Below are 19,410 nucleotides of genomic sequence, written 5' to 3' on the forward strand. Positions count from 1 at the left end.
GGTTGCTACAATGAATGCCGAGAACTTTTTAGAGATATCTCTTTCAATAGCCCCCTTGTAGGGCTGGGTTATCTTATTGCTCCTATCATTTGCTTCGTACTATTCGCTGGTAAGGAGACTTCGGTCAAAAATACCGAGTCCGAAAATCTAAATAAGCATATAGGTAGACTCTTTGTCCCTGTGTTTAGCAATATGAATATAGCCCATAACGCGAGGTATATAGTGTTGTTTTGAAAGGAAGAACATCGCGAGGCGCTGCACATACTTAGACAGATACGTGCATGCAGCGCTTTTGAAAGCGTTAGCGGTCTATTTAGGCTTTGGGCTGAATGTTAATATTACTGCGAAACAGGTTTAGTTTATCAACACGACTTTTAATTTCTTCTAATTTTGGCCTGTTAGCACCATAAGGGCCAATTGAGCGCTTTTCGTCATATTCGGGCACAAAATTAACGTATACGCTACCCGTTGAGAACGTCTCAAGTTGATTAAACAGTTCTCTAACCCAGGCTTTACCTGCGTCGTCCCCATCAGCGGTTTGCCAACGCCCATGAATATTTACCGTGTACGCTGTTGAGCGATGGGGAAAGGCCATGGCATCAGGCACCACTCGAGATGCAGCGCCGCCTAGCTGAGCCGTAAAAATTTCACATTCATCTGATGGTAACTGTTCAGCTGCGTTGACTAACGTATCGATAAGCTCGTCAGTCATTTCGGTAAAGTCGCTAGATTTCCAATAATTTCGCGCACCTGGTGCAAGCAGTGGATCGAATGCTGCTTGCCATGCAGCATAAGGGACTGGGCCAACCGCATCTGCTAAAGGCTTTGCAATATTGCGAAGTGGGGCGAGTGCCTCTTCACCTTTTGCTATATCTCCCACGTATATCATCGGCAGAATAATGACGGGCTCACCGTGATGTTCGGGGGCTAGAAAGGGAAAGGGCGGTGCTTTGCGCATGACAGGCCAGCAACTTGCTTCATCCGGCATTGATTTGGCGATTTCGCGATATGTGCGTAGAATTGATTTCGCTTCGGTAAGAGGAAATACAACCGGGCCGCCAAATACCATCGGCCCAACAGGATGCAATTTCAATTCAAATTGTGTAACTACCCCAAAATTACCGCTGCCGCCACGTATAGCCCAAAATAGTTCGCTGTTTTCCTGCTCTGATACATGCAGAAAATCGCCCTGAGCATCAACTAGATCAACGCTAATAATATTATCAACGGTATGCCCAAAAGCTCGGCTTAACCAACCATATCCGCCACCCAACGCCAGACCTGCAATCCCCGTTGTTGAATTAATACCAGTCGGGACTGCCAGACCGAAGCGTTGAGTCTCGTGATCAATATCTCCCAAGCAAACGCCGCTTTGCACTCTTGCTATGCGCGCCGCAGGATCAACGGAGATGCCTTTCATACGGCTCATATCTATCGTTAGGCCGCCATCACATAACGCGCTGCCCGCAATATTGTGGCCACCGCCTTTCAATGAGATTAACAGTTCATTCTTTCGAGCGAATTGTATTGTTGTTACCACATCTGCGGTTCCACTGCAGCGGACGATAAGGGCGGGGCAGATGTCTATCATGCCGTTCCATAGTGCACGAGCCTCTGCGTAACCGGCAGTGTCAGGTAGTAACACCTCACCGCGAATAGAGGAAGTGTACTGTTCAAACTGTCGTGTATTTATATCCTTTTTTTGGCCATCAAGGCCCATAATATGAATGTTCATATTGTCACTCCTTTGGTTGATTTCTAACCAAGGGTAGGCGTTAGTAAAAATGCAGTCTAGTGAACATTTTGCACTAGGGGGTACAAGTTGTTTACTGGCTAGGGTGCTAAATACACGTTTAGGGCGTATGCTAAATTGACCTTTGACTGAGGAATACCACTGTGAATACAACCCCCTATGGGCAGTATTGCCCACTAGCAATGTCTGCAGCTTTTCTATGCAATAAATGGACATTATTGATCTTTAGAGAGTTACTGTTTGGTTCAACAAACTTTAATGACATAAGCCGAGGAGTGCCGCGAATGTCGCGCACATTGCTGTCGAACCGCTTGAAAGAGCTGGTCAATATTGGCTTGATAACACGCCAAGAAAAGCAGGCAACAGGACAAGTCGATTATGTGTTGACTGAATCAGGTAAAGCCCTTGAGTCAGTGGTTTTCTCGATGGCTAGCTGGGGGCAGGAGTGGTTAGAAACCGAGCCATCATTGGATAATATTGATGGTAGCTTCTTGATGTGGGACATTCGACGTAATGTGAGAATACATGAAGATTTGCCTAACCTTTTTATTGTCCATTTTTTGCTGACTGACATGCCTGAGAATAAAAGCGAGTATTGGTTGATATTCGAAAATGGGCAAGTGGATTTATGTTACGTGGACAGAGGGTTTAATGTAGATGTAAACATTGAAGTGGCTGCGCGCGAACTTACCAAAATTTGGATGGGCTGGGAGGATTTTTCCGCTGCAGTCAAAGACCACACATTGAAATTCAGAGGACCTAAAAAATACACCGAAATTGCCGAGTATTGGCTAGGTTGTAGCACGCTTGCGCATATCAAAAAACGCGAAAGGCACTTACTCGTGTCTGAGTAAGTGCTGGGTTCTATCTTACTCGCTAGAACTTAGATTATGAGTAACATTGCTATCACTAGGTGATACCCGCCATATTATATTGCCTACATCATCTGCCACTAATAAATTGCCGCTCTTATCAAACTCAACCCCGACAGGGCGGCCTCGGGCTTCATCTTCTTGGTTTAAAAATCCTGTCAAAATATCAATAGGTTTCCCCGCAGGTTGTTGATTTCTAAAAGGTACAAAAATGACTTTATAACCAGCTTTAGGTTCACGGTTCCAAGAGCCATGCTGGCCGATGAACATGCCTTCGCTTACATCGTTTAGTGCATGCCCACCTCGAGAGTACATTAACCCTAGCGATGCGGTGTGAGCGCCTAATGCATAATCGGGTTTAATGGCGCGCGCTACTAACTCAGGCTCTCGCTGCTCGACTCGGGTATCAATATTTTGCCCGTAGTAACTATAGGGCCAACCGTAAAACCCGTTTTCTTGAACTGACGTCATATAATCAGGCACTAAATCGTTACCCAACTCATCTCGCTCATTAACTGCTGTCCATAACGTATCCTCGACCCAAGTCATGCCTACGGGGTTGCGTAATCCAGAAGCGAAAACACGATGCTCACCTGTTGCAATGTCGATTTCCCAAATTGCGGCCCGGCCAATTTCGGCTTCAAATCCATTTTCTGCAATATTACTGTTGGAGCCAATAGAGGCATAAAGTTTAGTACCGTCCTTATTGGCGATAAGGTTTTTGGTCCAATGATGATTGAGTTCCCCCCCAGGCAGTTTTATTAACTCAGTGCCTGTGGCTGTGATCTCAGTTTGGCCTTGCTGATAAGGAAAACTCACCACGGCATCCGTATTGGCAACATACAAGGTATTGCCGATGAGTGTCATGCCAAAGGGAGAGTGAAGGTTTTGCAAAAATCGGGTTTTCGTTTCCGCCACGCCGTCCTTGTCAGCATCTCTTAATAAAGTGATACGATCAGCACTTGGAGTGCCCGCACCAGCCTTTGCCATAATTTTGCCGGCAATCCAGTCCTTAATCCCGCTATCGTCTTGGTCTTTCTGCGGCTTGTTACTCTCAGCCACCAAAACATCACCGTTTGGCAAAGTGTAAAGCCATCTTGGATGATCTAAATCCGTTGCGAAGCGATTCACTTGGATTGAATCCAAAGGGGTCGTAGGTTTCTCGCCCTCAGGCCAGCCTACAGCACTGGCAATGTTCACATTAGGGATAAGTGTGCTGTTAGGCTCAACCAAAGTGGGCTCTTCGCCAAAGGTCACAGCAGGGTCTATTTTAGAACTTTCGCTGCAACCGCTTAAGCCAGTGAGTGAAACGATCAGCGCTGTGCTCCCAATGGCAGGTATAAAGTGTTTAAAGTTAGATAAAGAGGGGCCAAAAAAAGTACGTAGAGGGTACATGAAATCTCCTGAAGTTCACTAAACCAGATGAATCTAGCGCCGTATAGTTGATGATATAGAATGGACACGATAGTACACATGAAGCAATTTTTTTGCCGCTTATTGTTAACGAAATAATTCATCGCAAACGTTTATGTTTTGCCGTCATTACGCCTGTATACGTTAATAGCGTGAATCTGCCTAACGAATTAAGTTAAGTAAAATTTGCATTTTGTATAGCCGTTTTACGCGCTGGAATGCTAAGGGGAAACTACCCTACTGGACGTTGAGGCGCACGTTAATCAGTGGTGAAAGAATGGGCGTAGCTTAGTTCAATTCGGCATCATCTCGGTACATGCTGTACTTTTGCACAAGTTCTTCAAATGCCTCAGATTCTTGTACTTCGAGTAACGCTTGGTTGAATCTATCTCTAAGCGGCTGGTTTGAGAAACCCACTCTGTAACGATTTGGCGCAAAAAGGTTATGCACAGTCACCGGGGTCAGTTGATGACTGGGCTCTAGCAGGGCCTGCAGGTGAGTAAAAATGTTTACGTCCATGATCACCACCGACACATTGCCATTTAACAGCATCGCGACTTGCTTCTGCTGGTCCGGCAGTTCAACGTAAAGAGGTGCTTTGTGGGCGGCAAGTGTAAACTCTTCGCCGAGATTCTTAGAAGCGGTTTGATAAGCTGACATGACATACTGTTGTAAATCTTTCGGCTGTTTTAACTTAATATCTCTGGCCTGTAGTGTCACCGCCACATTTTGGTATTCGATGTAAACATCACTTAAAGAAATACCGGATACATCCGCTTTTTCACTGACTGTTAGCGCAGCCTGAACGTTCTGGTTTTTTAACATGCTGAGGCTACGTCCATAGGGGACATAGATTGGTTTAAAGGTATAACCCATTTTAGTAAAAACGTGGCGAGCGAGATCAAGCTCAAACCCACTGTTATCCGCCGAGTTAACATAGGGTGGTTTTGACCAGCCCACGGCTACCTCGATAATGTTCGTTTTCGGTCCAGCCAACGCATTAACAGACAAAAGGAAGAAAACAAGCGTCATCCACCTTGTGTTTACTGTTAGAGCGCCTCGAAAATTCATTATCTACCTTTCGCGTTAATAAAGCCGATTTGTGGTGGGTTGTCTAAATCATATTGGTTGAACCTATTTTTAGAGCAATTTCACACAAAGTCATCTATTAATCCTGAAAACAGGGCAAAGTTATCCTAATTTACTAGGCTTTCGCCATATTTTGACTCTCTGCTAACAATTTCATACTGTGCAAACGAGCGTCTTGATCATGTATGGGAAAGGAAAAAATCACCTCATCTACCCTAGTGTTCTCAATGAATCGTGCTAATTGGGAATGTGCAGTCTCGGCAGAGCCAACAATGGCATACTGTAATGTGTGAGCAATCATTGACAGTTCCGCCGGGCTGCACACGGCAGTGATGTCATCAACTGGCCTTGCGAATGGCTTGTTCGCCCCTCGGCGCAAATTAGCAAATTGTTGTTGTAATGAGGTATATAAGTATTGTGCTTCTTCATCTGTGTCAGCAATAACAGCCATCACACCTGCCATCGTGTAAGGCTGATCTAATTGCGCTGACGGTTTGAATTGGCCGCGATATATATTCAATGCATCAAATAGTGCATCTGGTGCGAAATGGGACGCAAATGAATAAGGCAAACCAAATTGTGCTGCTAATTGGGCACTGTATAAACTCGAACCAAGTAACCACAGTGGCACGTGACTGTCACAACCTGGAATAGCGAGGATCGCTTGCTCAGCACTTGGTGTTCCTAAATAAGCTTGCAGCGCGCGAATATCATTAGGGTAGTCTTCCACACTAGCTTGCATATTACGTCTCAACGCTCTTGCTGTTGCCATGTCCGTGCCTGGTGCACGTCCCAAGCCTAAGTCAACCCTGTCAGGGAAAAGTGCAGCCAAGGTACCAAATTGTTCGGCAATGATAAGCGGGGAATGGTTAGGTAACATGACGCCACCGGATCCTATCCGAATCTTGCGGGTGGCAGCGCCGATGTGACCAAGCACCACCGAAGTAGCTGAACTGCCGACACCGCGCATACCATGATGCTCGGCTAACCAAACTCGGTTGTAACCCAATTGCTCTGCTTGCACCGCCATCTGACGACTGTTTTCGAGTGTCTGAGAAATGTTTTGCCCTTGCACAATGGGGGCTAAATCTAAAATTGAAAACGCAGTGGTACCTGTCATATTGCTTGTCCTAAAGGCCGGCTAATCAATGACAGGTGGGGATGTTATTAAACGAAAACAAGCGCCAGTTGTGAATTGTCACTATTTGATTTATCTATGCTTATCTATTCAGCGCCCACGATTAAATACGAAGAACAATCTTGCAAAGGTTGGATCACGCTTTGGTGCTCACCTTTAAACACAACCCCAGCGTGAGGTCCTTGTAGCGTCAACGTGTCACCTTGTCGAACCAATGCCGTGCCTTCTTTAATACCCAACACCGGCATCGCTGGGTTTAAAACACAAAACTCGGCTATTCGCTGGGCGCGTGTTTCACCGTTGTGGCCAGGCGGTTGATAATCGCTGTAATGAGGGTTAAGTTGAAAAGGTACTAAATTAAGCGCCTCAAACGAAGGGGGGTAGACTATTGGCATGTCATTGGTCGTGCGAATTGAATTCCCACAAATATTTGAGCCCGCGCTCCAGCCAACATAGGGCATACCGTTTTTCGCTCGTTCACGAATAGGGTTTATGAGGCCTTTTACATAAAGCTGGTTTAATAAATGAAATGTGTTGCCGCCTCCCACCATAACAGCATCGGCCTGAGCTATGGCAGTCACGGGGTCATCAAAAGACTCGATGCCAACAATATTGAGCTTTGGCAAAGCGGCTTGTACTTTTTGGGTGTAGTTCGGCCAATCAATGGTGACGCCAGCGTAGGGAATAAACACGATACGCTCACACCGAGCTAAATGCCGAGCAATCATTTGACTGGCATGGGTTAAATATTCTTCATCACCTGCACGTGAGCTGCTTAACATTAATAAATTCAAAAGTGTTCCTAGGTATGCGCGTTGAACCAAAATGATATCAATTCAACCAACAAATTTCAGGCAATAAAAAACCGGCTACTTGATGAAATACAACTATTTCTCAGGTGCCGGTTTTATTTAAGTTTCTACATTAAAAACGTTTTTTCACCGTAATTCCATAAGTGGCAGGCTCGGCCATATAGGCGTTTAACTTACCCTCTTGCAATGGTGTGTTGAAGTTGGTGCGGTTAATGTACTCTTCATCCAATATATTACGGCCCCACAAAATCACGTCCATATCGTATTCAGTGAAGTTCATGAACAAACGTAAGTTCAATATATTGTAGGAATCTTGGACCGCGTACGGATCGTTACTGCCATCTAGTATCACATCACCGGTGTAACTGTATTCACCTTGAATATAGGCATAAATGCTATCACTCAATTCAAAGTCTTTCTTGACACTTAACACCGCGTAGTTTTCAGGCTCGCCTCCAGGGCGGTCTCCCGAGCGGTCACAAAATCCATCAGTTGGATTAACACGACCTGGGTCGTCAATACCTGTATGCCATGAATAAGCCGTCCAGCAGTTGCCAGCTTCGAAGGTTTTATATTCAGCATTTACTAACGCATAACCGAAGTTCACTTCCACGGTGTCCATGGGGATCCACGTTGCTTCTAACTCCATGCCTGATATTTCATAGTCACCGGCGTTTTGTAAGTTGAAACCATTTCCTGTAAAGGTGTTCGCTTGAAAGTCATCAACCGTGGTGTAATGGGCAGCGGCATTTACCCGCAAATTTTGCTCGCGGAAATCTTTCTTGATCCCCACTTCAAAGGACTGAGACGTTTCGGCGTCAAAGATTGGGTTAAAGCTGGCCGCGATCCGATCGGTATTAGTACCGCCTGATTTATAGCCGTTACCGTATGAGGCATACAATAACGTGTCGGCGTTAGGTTGGTAGCTCAGTTTCAACGTACCACTGATTTGGTCGTCACTTAAACTTTCTTCAATATTGCTGCGCGGGCGAGTGGTATCTCCTAACAGTGGAAATGCCCAACCTGCTTCACTGAAACCTTGGAATGTGCCCAATGTGGCTTGGCCTTCTGCCGTGGTCAAATCAATTGCCCCCGCGGCAATACCGCCGGCAACGGTTAACGCCGATACTAAATCCACAGGAGTGTTGTCAGCCAAACCATTGATGCCTGGCCCGACTTCAGTGAAAACAGTGAGTAAGTCTTTTTTCTCTTTGGTGAAACGTAATCCTGCGGTTAGGGTGAATTCGTCAGTGAGTTTGTAATCAAATTGCCCAAAAATGGCATAGCTTTTATGTTCCTGCTCGGCCATGTGATCAAAGCCTGTACCAGCAGGAGCTGCAGCCGCTCTTGGGGCAATTAACCCTGCGGAGGCAAGGCCATCAATACCACCTAATAACGCGTCAAACGTGCCAGGAGCACCGGTTAACCCATCAACTGTTTGGCCCAACACGCTCAGCGCGAAGCCTTCGAATATGTTGTCAGTGTAAAGGCTATAGTTTAGGTCTAAGTCTTGAGTAAAATAATAAGCGCCTAAAATAAAGTTCAAATCTTCGCTGGTATAATCTAGGCGAAATTCCTGAGAAAAAGAGCTTTGCTCAGAGTCGTTCAAAGTACCAAATAAATCTGCGTCCGTGAAATCACTGTCAATATTGTCGTAGGAGTCAAACGCGCGTATCGCCGAAATTGATACAAAAGTGTAATTTTCGTCTAATTCCCAATCGAGTTCAGCAGAAAGCCCGCGGTCTTTCATGGTCGCTACAGGTAAAAATGAAACGGCTACTTCTCTATCAAAAAAGGCCTCTCCACCTTCAAAGCGTGTTCCGCCTAATTGGTCTATCGCCGCATCGGTGCCAAACTTTCCTGGAATTTCATTTGCTTGAAAGTTGCTTAGTTGCACTGGGGCGCCACAGCAAATTTCGTCTATTTCTGCATAGTCAGCAATCACACGAAGAGACACATCTTCGCTTGGGGTATACAGTGCTTGTAAGCGACCACCAAAACGATTTCTGTCATTGAGTACATCTTCGCCAAAATTTACATCATCTATGGTACCGTCACGATCACTTGAAAAACCTGTTACGCGAAAGGCTAAAACGTCTTCTATCGCGGATAGAGACACAGCACCCGACAAATTCACTAGTCCGTAATTACCCACCGTGGCTTCAACAAATCCATCTCCGCCGCCGTGGCTAGGGGCTACTGTGGATAACAAAATCGCACCGGAAGGAGTGTTTTTACCAAATAATGTACCTTGAGGGCCTCGCAGTACTTCTACAGCAGCGACATCAACTAAGTTGTTGATCATGGAATTTTGACGAGCGCGATAAACTCCATCAACGTATAGGCCAACCGAGGACTCCAAACCGAAGTTTTGCGAAGAGGTGCCAACACCACGAATGGAGAAACTAGAATTTGTCGCACTTTGGCTTTGAAAGGCCCCTAGACCGGGCACGTTTGTTTGCAAGTCATACATATCTTTGATAACCGCCTCTGCCATTGCTTCGCCGTTGAAAGCGGTAACAGAAACGGGGACTTCTTGCAGATTTTGCGCGCGTTTTTGCGCAGTGACGGTAATGGTCTCGAGCCCTTTGTCATCAGGAGCGACGTCTTGGGCGATAGAGAGCCCAGCGTTTAGCGCAAGTGCTAAACCAATAAATGAGGCGGCGGGGGTACGTTTTAAGCGATTAGGTAAAATGGGCATTTTATACTTCTCTCAATGTGTTAGCTCTGAGCCCTCACGGCTTATTATTCGAATTTTTGCTGTGAGGAGCGACGATATCCAACACATTGCCTGAGCAGCAACTAGTCAGATGAGCATAAGAGTGCAAGTTTTTCACACTAAAGTAAATAATACGTTAGTAAAATGTTAAAGGTGGATTTAAACCCCTCATATCAACCAGTCGGATTGTACGCCGCACCGTTGCTGCGATAGGGATTCAGCATAATGTAAATCAATACAAAACCATTAAAAGAATCAATTAAACTAATAATAGCTTTGTCTCTACTATCATTTCAGTTTCATATTGAGGTGGTTAAATGTCAGAGTTTTATATCGTGCGACACGGTCAGGCGTCTTTTGGTGCTGCCAATTACGACAAACTTAGCGAGTTAGGTCATCAGCAGTCAGTTTGGTTAGGTGAGTATTTCGCCCAACGGAATATGACGTTCGGTCAGCTTTGGTTAGGGGAGATGGTCCGTCATCAAGAAACGGCGGCCGGTATCTGTAAGGGTTTACGCACCGAAATTGAGACTTCGACACATACGGGGTTAAATGAGTTCGATTTTCAAAATATCGCAGCCGCTTATTTAGCCCAGCACCCAAATGATGCGGTGCAAAATGGCGCTCCTCCAGCAGAGTTTTATCGGTTGCTGAAAAAAGCCATGGGCGCTTGGTCTGCTGAGCAGCTCGACCCCAGTATGCTCAATGAAACCTGGGTGCAATTTCGCCAACGTGTATTTGATGTACTCGATGTATTAGGGCAAAAAAGTCACGATAAACCTGTCCTACTGGTGAGCTCGGGTGGGGCTATCTCTATGCTAATGAGCATTGTTCTTGAGCTTGAGGCGAAGCATGTTATCGAGCTGAACATGCAAGTGCGCAACGCCAGTTACAGTCATTTCTTTTTTAATCGCGACACCGTGCGGTTAAGCAGCTTCAATAATGTACCTCACCTTGATATACCCGAGCGTGTTGGTGCCGTCACGTTTAGTTAAATGGAATAAAATACTATGAATTTCGATTACTCAGAAAAAACACAAGATCTTATCGCCCGTTTAGAAGCCTTTATGGACGAGCACATTTACCCTAACGAAAAGCAATATCTTGCAGATGTTCAGGCTGCTTCTGCTAATCCAGAAACTCGCTGGAAAACCTTGCCTTTGATTGAAGAGTTAAAGGAAAAAGCCAAAGCAGCAGGCTTGTGGAATCTATTTTTACCCGAAGAGTATTTGCCCTATGGTGCCGGTTTAAACAACCTTGAGTACGCTCCTTTATGTGAAATCATGGGGCGTGTCATGTTCAGTTCAGAGGTATTCAACTGCAGCGCACCTGATACAGGCAATATGGAAGTGCTTGCCCGTTATGGCTCACAAGAAGATAAAAAACGCTGGTTAGAGCCTCTTCTTGAAGGCAAAGTGCGCTCTGGTTTTGCGATGACCGAGCCTGCAGTAGCCTCGTCTGATGCCACCAATATTGAAACATCCATTGTGCGTGACGGTGACGAGTACGTCATCAATGGACGAAAGTGGTATACCAGTGGTGCCATGAATGAAGACTGTAAAATTTTAGTGGTAATGGGTAAAACGGACCCCAATGCCGCCCGTCATGAACAACAGTCACAAGTATTGGTGCCTATCGATACGAAAGGTGTAACCGTCTTACGCCCGCTGAGCGCCATGGGATTCTATGATGAGCCGGTAGGTCACGCTGAAGTATTGTTCGAGGACGTACGCGTGCCTGCTTCCAGTTTATTGATGGGGGAAGGTAGAGGGTTTGAAATCGCGCAAGGTCGTTTGGGACCGGGCCGAATTCATCATTGCATGCGCTTGATTGGGTGTGCACAGCGTGCGCTTGATTTGGCCTGCGAGCGAGTAGAGTCGAGGGTTGCCTTTGGTCAGCCATTGAGCAAGCAACAATCGGTACGTGAAAGCATTGCTAAAATGCATTGCGAGATTGAACAAGCGAGGTTGCTAACGCTAAAAGCGGCTGACAAGATGGATCGTTATGGCAACAAGGTCGCACGAGATATCATCGCGGCGATTAAAATAGTCGCCCCTTCTATGGCGTGTAATGTGATTGATCAGTCAATACAGATGCACGGTGCAGCGGGTACCAGCCAAGACTTTATCTTGTCAGCTAGCTACGCGTACGCGCGCACAATTCGCTTAGCTGATGGCCCAGATCAAGTGCACATGATGCAGCTAGGACGCAATTTAATTAAAGATCACAACGCATAATTGGAGTGTGACCCATGAGTAAGCAGAGCGCTGTAGAGCAATTAGATGAAGCAAAATTAGCCACCTATTTAGCGCAACATATTGCCGGTTTTAGTGGTTCAGTAAAGGCCACTAAATTTGCAGGTGGGCAGTCAAACCCTACTTTTAAATTGCAAACTGCGAACGCAACCTATGTGTTACGTCGCCAACCGCCGGGTAAGTTGTTGAAATCGGCCCATGCGGTTGACCGTGAATATCGTGTTATTAAAGCATTGGAAAACACTGATGTCCCAGTGGCCAAGGTTTATCATCTTTGTGAAGACGTTGATGTTATTGGCAGTATGTTTTATGTCATGGAGTTTATGGACGGCAACGTCTATTGGGACAGTTCGTTACCTGAAATGGCCGATAAACAAACCCGCAGCACCATGTACCAGAATATGGTCACGGTCATGGCGACCATGCACAGTGTTAATGTGGATGAGGTCGGCCTTGGGGACTATGGAAAGCCGGGTAATTACTTTGAGCGCCAAATAAGTCGCTGGACCAAGCAATACCGTTTATCTGAAACCCACGAAATTCCTGAAATGGATCAACTCATAAGCTGGTTAGAAACAAACATTCCAGCTGATGATGGCAAAGTCTCGTTAGTACACGGTGATTATCGTATGGACAATTTGATGTTCGCCAAAGATTCAACAGACATTATTGCTGTGCTGGATTGGGAGTTATCGACTTTAGGTCATCCCTATGCCGATTTAGCTTACCAGTGTATGCAATTACGCCTACCAGATAACGTAGGTAAAGCGACCGGGCTGGGTGATGTCGACAGAGCCGCACTGGGTATTCCAAGTGAAGAGGAATACGTTGCACAATACTGCAAACTGGTAGGTATTGATGGGATAGAGAACTGGAATTTTTATTTGGCATTCAGCTTTTTCAGACTAGGGGCTATCGCCCAAGGCGTGGCTAAGCGAGCGGTTGATGGCAATGCGTCGAATAAACAAGCGCTGCAAGTAGGCAAGCTTGTGCAACCTTTAGCGCAATACGCCTTAAAAATTCTTAAGTAAATAACAGCTACATACGCCGCCGATTAAGCGGCGTTTTAACAGATAACGGAGTCAAACATGAAAGCCATCGTATGTAATGCTTTTGGTCCAGTAGAGGACTTGGAATACAAAGACGTACCCGACCCAAAAGCGGGTAAAGGCCAAGTCGTCGTCGACATTAAAGCCTGTGGAGTTAACTTTCCTGATGGGTTAATCGTACAAGGGCTATATCAAATGAAGCCTGAAGTGCCGTTTATACCGGGTAACGAAGTAGCAGGCGTGATCAGCGAAATCGGTGAAGGCGTTCCACATCTTAAAGTTGGCCAACGCGTCATCGCTTTGTGTATGTTAGGCGGTTACGCTGAAAAAGTTGCCTGTGCTGCGACACATGTCATGCCGCTGCCTGACGAAATCTCCTTTGATGAAGCGGCAGGTCTAGTAACAGCCCACGCTACAGCTCATCATGGCCTTAAGCAGCGAGCTAATATTCAGCCGGGTGAAACCTTGCTAGTCACAGGTGCTGCTGGTGGCACTGGGCTTGCTGCCGTGCAAATTGGTAAACAAATGGGCGCAAAAGTCATAGCAGTGTGCTCGACTCAAGAAAAGCTCGATATGGCCAAAGCCAATGGTGCTGACATTCTCATCAATTACAGTGAAGTTGATTTAAAGAGCGCAATTAAAGACGTCACCAATGGCAAAGGCGTCGATGTGGTATACGAATGTGTTGGCGGTGATACATTCCACGCCTGCTCACGCTCTATGGCTTGGAACGGACGCCTACTGGTTGTTGGTTTTGCAGGTGGTACTATTCCTGAATTTCCAGTGAATTTATCATTGGTGAAAGGTTATTCCGTTGTGGGCGTGTTTTGGGGTTCGTTTACTCAGCATCAACCTCAAGACTTCGCACAAAATATGAAAGAGTTATTAACCTGGTATGTGCAAGGCAAAGTGAAAGTGGTGGTAGATGAAGCATTACCTTTAGCACAAGCCAAAGATGCATTGAATAAAGTAATGGGCCGAGAAGTAAAAGGCAAAATGTCACTTAACCCTTAGTTTTCTGACTCTTGTCTCAGCTCTCGCTCTGACTGGATTCTGAAAACACTTGTTAAACAAAAAACGGGCCTCAAATGAGGCCCGTTTCGTTTTTGATGCGTGTTGAACAACAAAATTAATCATTGTCTTTTTACTTGCGTCAGTTCCAACACGTTGAGTAAATTGGTCGCCAACACGCTAAACAGTATCGCGTTATACAATAACTAGATGCGGTCGTTTAGAACAGCAACAATAGGTGAGGCGGTTAGGCCATTTTCTGATGCCCAGGCCACAACCGTTTTGCCGTCTTTTTCAGGAGAGCTTAAATCACTTTTAGGCATTTTTTTAACCATTAGGGTGCCGGTTTCAACCGCATCATTTAGCATCGCGGTGCGGATAAGGCTATTGCCTCCACAGCTAATGCCAGAGTAGTAATCTTGTAACTTAAGGCGATAATCAGACTGCACGCGTTTCATTTTTTTGCGTAACTCGCCTTTATCATCGGCTTTTACGATAGTGCATATATTTTGTAATGCTTCGGCTACGTCCGCTTGTGCAGGGGCAGCAAAGATAATAGAGGTAGCAGCGATAGCGATAGAAGTTTTAACAATTTTCAACATGGTCAATTCCTCGGTTCCATTTAATGGATTTTAAATATTGTTTGTTTCGTTGAGTTTATTAAACGCCATATAGTGTGATTAAAAAATCTACAAGGTGATACTAAGGTATAAGGCTCTATACCTTAGGCTAATACAAAACCCGTGCTAGGCGGTTAAAGGGTAGTCACACTTTGTTGCAGTTATAAGCTAGTCCCGAGCACGTGCAGCTGCTTTACTTATGCTCAGACATAGCGTTATTTAGTGTGATAGCTAACCAGTTCAACTCAAAGAAACGAAACAAGGAGATGGTCATGAACGTGATGTACAGGGTGTTACTATCTATTGCCGTCATTCTTGCTGCGTTACTGTGTTATTCCGCAGGGAGTATGACAGGAGTGGTGGCTTTTTTCGTGTTAGGCATTGTGCTAGAAGGGGTATTTTGGCTCGGCATTGGCAAAATTTTCAGACGAAAAGCGAGCTAATCAATGCCGTTTAGCTTTGTGTCCCGCTTGATGTCGAGTTCACGTGATTAGGATGACCTGCCATATTATTCGTTAGGGCATGGATTGGTTGCTGGCAGGGTCACAGGTCAGGGTTATAAATCAGGGTACTCGTCAACAGCCACTAACATATCTGTGATCAAGCGCCGTTCATCTTCAGTCAATTCTGGTCGCCATATATCAAATAGCAACACCACACGCTCGTCGTTGCTATGATTCCATGCTTCGTGCTCTATGCTGTCATCAAAAATAAGGGCCTTACCTTCCTCCCATTCTCGGGTTTGGTTTCCAACCCGTAAACCACCACAATCTTTCGGTACAATAATGGGCAAATGACATATCAACCGAGTGTTCAATAACCCATGGTGGGGTGGTATTTTAACACCTGCTTTTAGTTTGGAAAACAGCGCCACCGGGGTTTGCCCCGCGATGAAAGGTAAGGGAGCAGAATTAAGCGCTTGCGTAGTTATTGGGCACTGGCGAGTGATTGATTCGTCTAACTTACCATAATGCCATAAGTAGGCCGCTGACCAGTTTAAACTATCGACAATATCAAGATGTTTAACAAAATTTGGCTCATTGCTGCCGCTATCTAGATAGGGGGAAAACAGCTCTTTTCCTCCTAACATTACTTCTAGCTCTGCTTTTATTTCGGGTGTTTTTGCTTCCAACTCACCGAGCCAAGGGAACTCATCACGTTCAAAGAATGCTCTTTGAGGTAAACCTGGAAAGTAAAACCGTGTGGGTTGTTGCAGGAATATTTCTTTTTTACCAAAACTAATATCTAGCGCCTCATCGAAGCGACGACTTGTTTTACCCCGTTGATACCCCTTTTTTTGCAGCGCTTCGAGCAAGTAATCAGAATATTGATTATCATGCTTTTCACGAAGTGCTAAACCTCGTTGCAAACCGCGAACAATTTCATCGGGTAAGTTTTGCTGACCTTCTGTTAACTGCAACGCTCCTTCATAGAATGCTAGGGCGCTTCGCTCTTGCTGGTTATACGCCAGTTGGTCCGCCTTGAAAATTAATGCCTTGACGTTTTTCGGCTCTTTTGCCAACACGTTTTCGATCGCTGAAATAGACGCTACAAAATCTTCCAACTGAGAGCAGGCAAAGGCCAACCCAAACCACGCATGAGTGAGATTTGGTGCTTGGTTGCATAAGTGCTGAAAGCTATGTCTAGCTTGTTGTAATTGACCTTGTTGTAAAAGTGCGATGGCAGACTGCAGTTGCAGCGCATTAGAAGATGTGTCGCTCATGAGGTGTTCCTTATTATTATCGTGTTAAGCTACTTTCTTAGCGGCTAAAAAACAAGTTCCTGTTTTTGTTTTTAGCACCATCTACTGCCTCTGAGTGCTTCAAATTTGCCCATGAAGTGTCCACTAATTAATTAACTGGAAAATAAAAAGATGGCTTACGAAGACATTATTGAATTTTGGTTTGATGAACTTACGCCATCCCAGTGGTGGCAAAAAAGTGCTGCTTTTGATGCCGAACTAAAGGAACGATTTTCCGACGTGCATCAGCAAGGGATACAATGCGAGCTGAATCATTGGCGTAGCACAGCGCTAGGGCGCTTGGCGGAAATCATCGTGATAGATCAGTTCTCGCGAAATATTTACCGCGATACGCCTCGGGCATTTATGTATGACCCGCTAGCACTTGCATTAGCACAAGAAGCACTAGCCGTGAAAGCGGATGATGAACTGGGTGAGTCTCAGCGTAATTTTATGTACATGCCGTTTATGCACAGTGAATCCTTAACGATTCACCAGCAAGCACAGCCTTTGTTTGAAAACAAAGCAAGTCAACATACCTGTGATTTTGAATTAAAGCACATGGCGATTATTCAGCGATTTGGTCGTTATCCCCATAGGAACGATATTTTGCAGCGCAATTCGACTGAAGAAGAGCGCAAGTTCTTAACCCAAGCCAATTCACGTTTTTGAACAATTGATACTTCTAAAATCGTGAGCGGCTGTATTACTAATAGAATAAAAAAAGCAGGCACGAACGTGATATTCAAGCCTGCTTGTATTGCATCAGAACCTAAGCTCAATCAGCTATTATTTGCTCTTAGATGTGTCTTTATCTGTGCGATGCTCATCAAACCACCAAAGGATATAGCCGACCTTTGCCATTAAGTTACTTGGCCTAGCGTAAATTCCGTGTGATGCGCCCGGTATACGCACCATTGCTGATTCAACGCCCTGTAATTTCAACGCTTGATAATACTGCTCTGTTTCCGAAATCGGCGTGCGGTGATCTGACTCACCAGTGAGTAACATAGTGGGGGTGGTGACGTTGCCTACGTAACTGATAGGCGAGTGCTCCATGTATAAGTCTTGCGCTTCCCAAGGCTTTTTACCAAACCAATTCTTATAGAAAAACGGGTAAAAATCAGACGTTAATACAAAGCTGTACCAGTTTATTACCGGTTTAGCGACAACGGCTGCGGTAAATCGTTCGGTGTGACCTACTATCCACGCAGTCAAGGTACCGCCACCTGAGCCACCTGTCACAAATAAGTTTTTCTCATCGATTGCGCCTTGAGCAATTACGGCATCTACCGTGGACATCAAATCATCGTAATCCTGGCTTGGGTAGTTTTTATCGATAGTTTGCGCGAAGTCTTTGCCGTAGCTATCACTGCCTCGTGGGTTTGCGTATACCACTACATAACCTTGCGCTGCCATTAGCTGAATTTCAGTGGAAAAATGCGGCCCGTAATTGGCGACCGGCCCCCCGTGTATCTCTAAGATAAGCGGGTAGCGTTTGCCTTCTTTTTTGCCTTGTTCAAATCCCGGCGGGTAAGCAACCCATGCCTGAATAGGTAATTCGTCAAAAGACGACTTAAGGCTTATCGGTTTGATGCTTGCTATGTCTTTGTGGGCGAGGGCATCTTCATTTAATTGCGTGAGTAACGTGGCCTTGTCACCTTTTTTGATAGCAATGTCAGCTGGGCGCTGTGGGTTTGAGTAAGTGAACGCCACGGTGCCATTATTGGCTACATCAAACTCACCGCCCGAGTAAGGGCGCCCAAACGCCAAGCCGCCAACTTTATCAGCAACAATCTTTCGGTCACCTTGTAAGGGCTGGTAAGCCACATAGGTTTCGCCGCTATCGTCATAACTTAGGTACACGCCTTTGCTATCGCTCGCCCATTGTATACTGCCTACCGAGCGGTCGAACTCAGAGGTAAGGGAGCGACTCACGCCGCCATTAGCATCCATGATGTAAAGCTGAGTATTCTCGTAGTTGGTGTACTTTTCATCGTATCCCAAATAAGCAATCAATTTGCCGTCAGGAGAGACCAATGGGCTGTTATCTGGACCAATACGATCGGTTAGCTGCAGCATCCCGCCACTGGCTACATCCACCTTATATACGTTGTCATCGGTGAGCTCTAAATCACTGTCGGGGTGCCGATTTGCCGAGAAAACAATGGCTTTGCTATCGCTGCTCCAACTGATACTGCCCCCGTGGTTAAACTCACCTTGGGTGAGTTGCCGAGGGGTGCCGCCATCCGCTGAGAGTACAAAAATTTGGTTATTTCCTGCCGGGATATAACCCGCACCGTCTGCCCGATAAAATAAATCATCAATAAAAATAGCCGAGTCCGCCCACTTGGCACCCTCCGGTTTGCCTGACAAATTCACGGGAGATTTAGGCGTGCCTTTCACAAACTGACTAAAGGCAAGCATTTTACCGTCGGGTGACCAGCTAAGATTAGACGGAGAGCCCGTTAGATGGGTCATTTGACCCGTTTGCCCGGTATTTAGCCATTTGATGTGGATTTGCGCTGAGCCGCTTGCGGTCGAGATATAAGCTAACTTGCTTTCATCAGGTGACAAGGTAGGGCTGAAATCAGCATGTAAGCCATTGGTCACTGGAGTCAATACGTTATTTTTATCGACCTTCCAAATGTTGCCACGTTTTTTATCGTTTTGAATGTCCATGTAGTTACGCACGAAATAAACGGTTTCACCATCCTTGGTAATATCCAGGCCTGAGGCATATTCTAAGGTGAATACATCTTGCAGTTTGAGGGTATTTTCTGTGGCCTGAGCCGAGGCGTTACTGGCCGTTATGGCCAATGGGCCAACCAGCATCGCCAGCGCGATCGATTTTTTGATTAATTTCACTTAAATGTTCCCTGTTGTTTTTGTTTTATTGGTTTTTATTTTTGAATAAGTTAGCACAGTCATTAGTTAT

The 19,410-nt window shown here is 45.6% G+C and carries 16 protein-coding genes; 7 read left to right on the forward strand and 9 right to left on the reverse strand.

What is annotated here, in order from left to right; genetic code table 11:
• Positions 1-313 precede the first annotated feature (313 nt).
• Positions 314-1,735 (reverse strand): FAD-binding oxidoreductase, encoded by a 1,422-nt coding sequence (locus tag AC0VYA_RS08995; protein ID WP_475490769.1) that lies wholly within the window; start codon positions 1,733-1,735, stop codon positions 314-316.
• 161 nt (positions 1,736-1,896) lie between these two features.
• On the opposite strand from AC0VYA_RS08995, the gene AC0VYA_RS09000 reads away from it, so the two are divergent.
• The gene (locus AC0VYA_RS09000; RefSeq protein WP_475490770.1) at positions 1,897-2,607 is read left to right on the forward strand and encodes a winged helix-turn-helix transcriptional regulator; all 711 of its coding nucleotides are present in this window, start codon (positions 1,897-1,899) and stop codon (positions 2,605-2,607) included.
• A gap of 15 nt (positions 2,608-2,622) precedes the next feature.
• Here AC0VYA_RS09000 and AC0VYA_RS09005 read toward each other — a convergent pair whose 3' ends face one another.
• The 5 genes from AC0VYA_RS09005 to AC0VYA_RS09025 form a co-directional block, all read right to left on the reverse strand.
• Complete coding sequence (locus AC0VYA_RS09005; protein ID WP_475490771.1) at positions 2,623-4,020, reverse strand: PQQ-dependent sugar dehydrogenase; 1,398 nt, start codon at positions 4,018-4,020, stop codon at positions 2,623-2,625.
• Positions 4,021-4,326: 306 nt separating this feature from the next.
• Positions 4,327-5,109, reverse strand: coding sequence for a substrate-binding periplasmic protein (locus AC0VYA_RS09010; RefSeq protein WP_475490772.1), 783 nt, complete (start codon positions 5,107-5,109; stop codon positions 4,327-4,329).
• 133 nt (positions 5,110-5,242) lie between these two features.
• Positions 5,243-6,247, reverse strand: coding sequence for an LLM class flavin-dependent oxidoreductase (locus tag AC0VYA_RS09015; RefSeq protein ID WP_475490773.1), 1,005 nt, complete (start codon positions 6,245-6,247; stop codon positions 5,243-5,245).
• A 104-nt stretch (positions 6,248-6,351) separates the two neighbouring features.
• Positions 6,352-7,059 carry a dipeptidase PepE gene (gene pepE, locus AC0VYA_RS09020; protein WP_475490774.1) on the reverse strand — a complete coding sequence of 236 codons (708 nt, stop codon included), beginning with the start codon at positions 7,057-7,059 and terminating at the stop codon, positions 6,352-6,354.
• Between the two features lie 130 nt (positions 7,060-7,189).
• Entirely contained in the window at positions 7,190-9,778 is a 2,589-nt protein-coding gene (locus AC0VYA_RS09025) for a TonB-dependent receptor (protein WP_011574630.1), read from the reverse strand.
• Between the two features lie 335 nt (positions 9,779-10,113).
• On the opposite strand from AC0VYA_RS09025, the gene AC0VYA_RS09030 reads away from it, so the two are divergent.
• From AC0VYA_RS09030 to AC0VYA_RS09045, 4 genes are read left to right on the forward strand one after another with little or no spacing between them, the layout of a single operon-like run.
• Positions 10,114-10,791 carry a histidine phosphatase family protein gene (locus AC0VYA_RS09030; RefSeq protein WP_475490775.1) on the forward strand — a complete coding sequence of 226 codons (678 nt, stop codon included), beginning with the start codon at positions 10,114-10,116 and terminating at the stop codon, positions 10,789-10,791.
• Between the two features lie 15 nt (positions 10,792-10,806).
• A complete protein-coding gene (locus tag AC0VYA_RS09035) occupies positions 10,807-12,033 on the forward strand; it encodes an acyl-CoA dehydrogenase family protein (RefSeq protein ID WP_473480095.1) in 1,227 nt (408 codons plus the stop codon).
• Between the two features lie 14 nt (positions 12,034-12,047).
• A complete protein-coding gene (locus AC0VYA_RS09040; protein ID WP_475490776.1) occupies positions 12,048-13,082 on the forward strand; it encodes a phosphotransferase family protein in 1,035 nt (344 codons plus the stop codon).
• A 57-nt stretch (positions 13,083-13,139) separates the two neighbouring features.
• Positions 13,140-14,114, forward strand: coding sequence for an NADPH:quinone oxidoreductase family protein (locus tag AC0VYA_RS09045; RefSeq protein ID WP_006993826.1), 975 nt, complete (start codon positions 13,140-13,142; stop codon positions 14,112-14,114).
• A 203-nt stretch (positions 14,115-14,317) separates the two neighbouring features.
• Here the strand turns inward: AC0VYA_RS09045 and AC0VYA_RS09050 are convergent, their stop codons facing one another.
• Positions 14,318-14,713, reverse strand: coding sequence for a DUF3718 domain-containing protein (locus tag AC0VYA_RS09050; protein ID WP_011574635.1), 396 nt, complete (start codon positions 14,711-14,713; stop codon positions 14,318-14,320).
• A 290-nt stretch (positions 14,714-15,003) separates the two neighbouring features.
• Here AC0VYA_RS09050 and AC0VYA_RS09055 point away from each other — a divergent pair, with 290 nt between their 5' ends.
• The gene (locus AC0VYA_RS09055) at positions 15,004-15,174 is read left to right on the forward strand and encodes a hypothetical protein (RefSeq protein WP_473480100.1); all 171 of its coding nucleotides are present in this window, start codon (positions 15,004-15,006) and stop codon (positions 15,172-15,174) included.
• 113 nt (positions 15,175-15,287) lie between these two features.
• Here AC0VYA_RS09055 and AC0VYA_RS09060 read toward each other — a convergent pair whose 3' ends face one another.
• Positions 15,288-16,454 (reverse strand): aspartyl/asparaginyl beta-hydroxylase domain-containing protein, encoded by a 1,167-nt coding sequence (locus AC0VYA_RS09060; RefSeq protein ID WP_475490777.1) that lies wholly within the window; start codon positions 16,452-16,454, stop codon positions 15,288-15,290.
• A gap of 150 nt (positions 16,455-16,604) precedes the next feature.
• On the opposite strand from AC0VYA_RS09060, the gene AC0VYA_RS09065 reads away from it, so the two are divergent.
• Complete coding sequence (locus AC0VYA_RS09065; protein ID WP_475490778.1) at positions 16,605-17,144, forward strand: DUF924 family protein; 540 nt, start codon at positions 16,605-16,607, stop codon at positions 17,142-17,144.
• A gap of 117 nt (positions 17,145-17,261) precedes the next feature.
• On the opposite strand, the gene AC0VYA_RS09070 is transcribed toward AC0VYA_RS09065, so the two are convergent.
• On the reverse strand, positions 17,262-19,340 hold the full coding sequence (locus AC0VYA_RS09070; protein WP_475490779.1) for a S9 family peptidase: 2,079 nt from the start codon (positions 19,338-19,340) through the stop codon (positions 17,262-17,264).
• Positions 19,341-19,410 lie beyond the last annotated feature (70 nt).

The sequence above is a fragment of the Paraglaciecola sp. QJM3NY_14 genome (genome assembly GCF_056173245.1).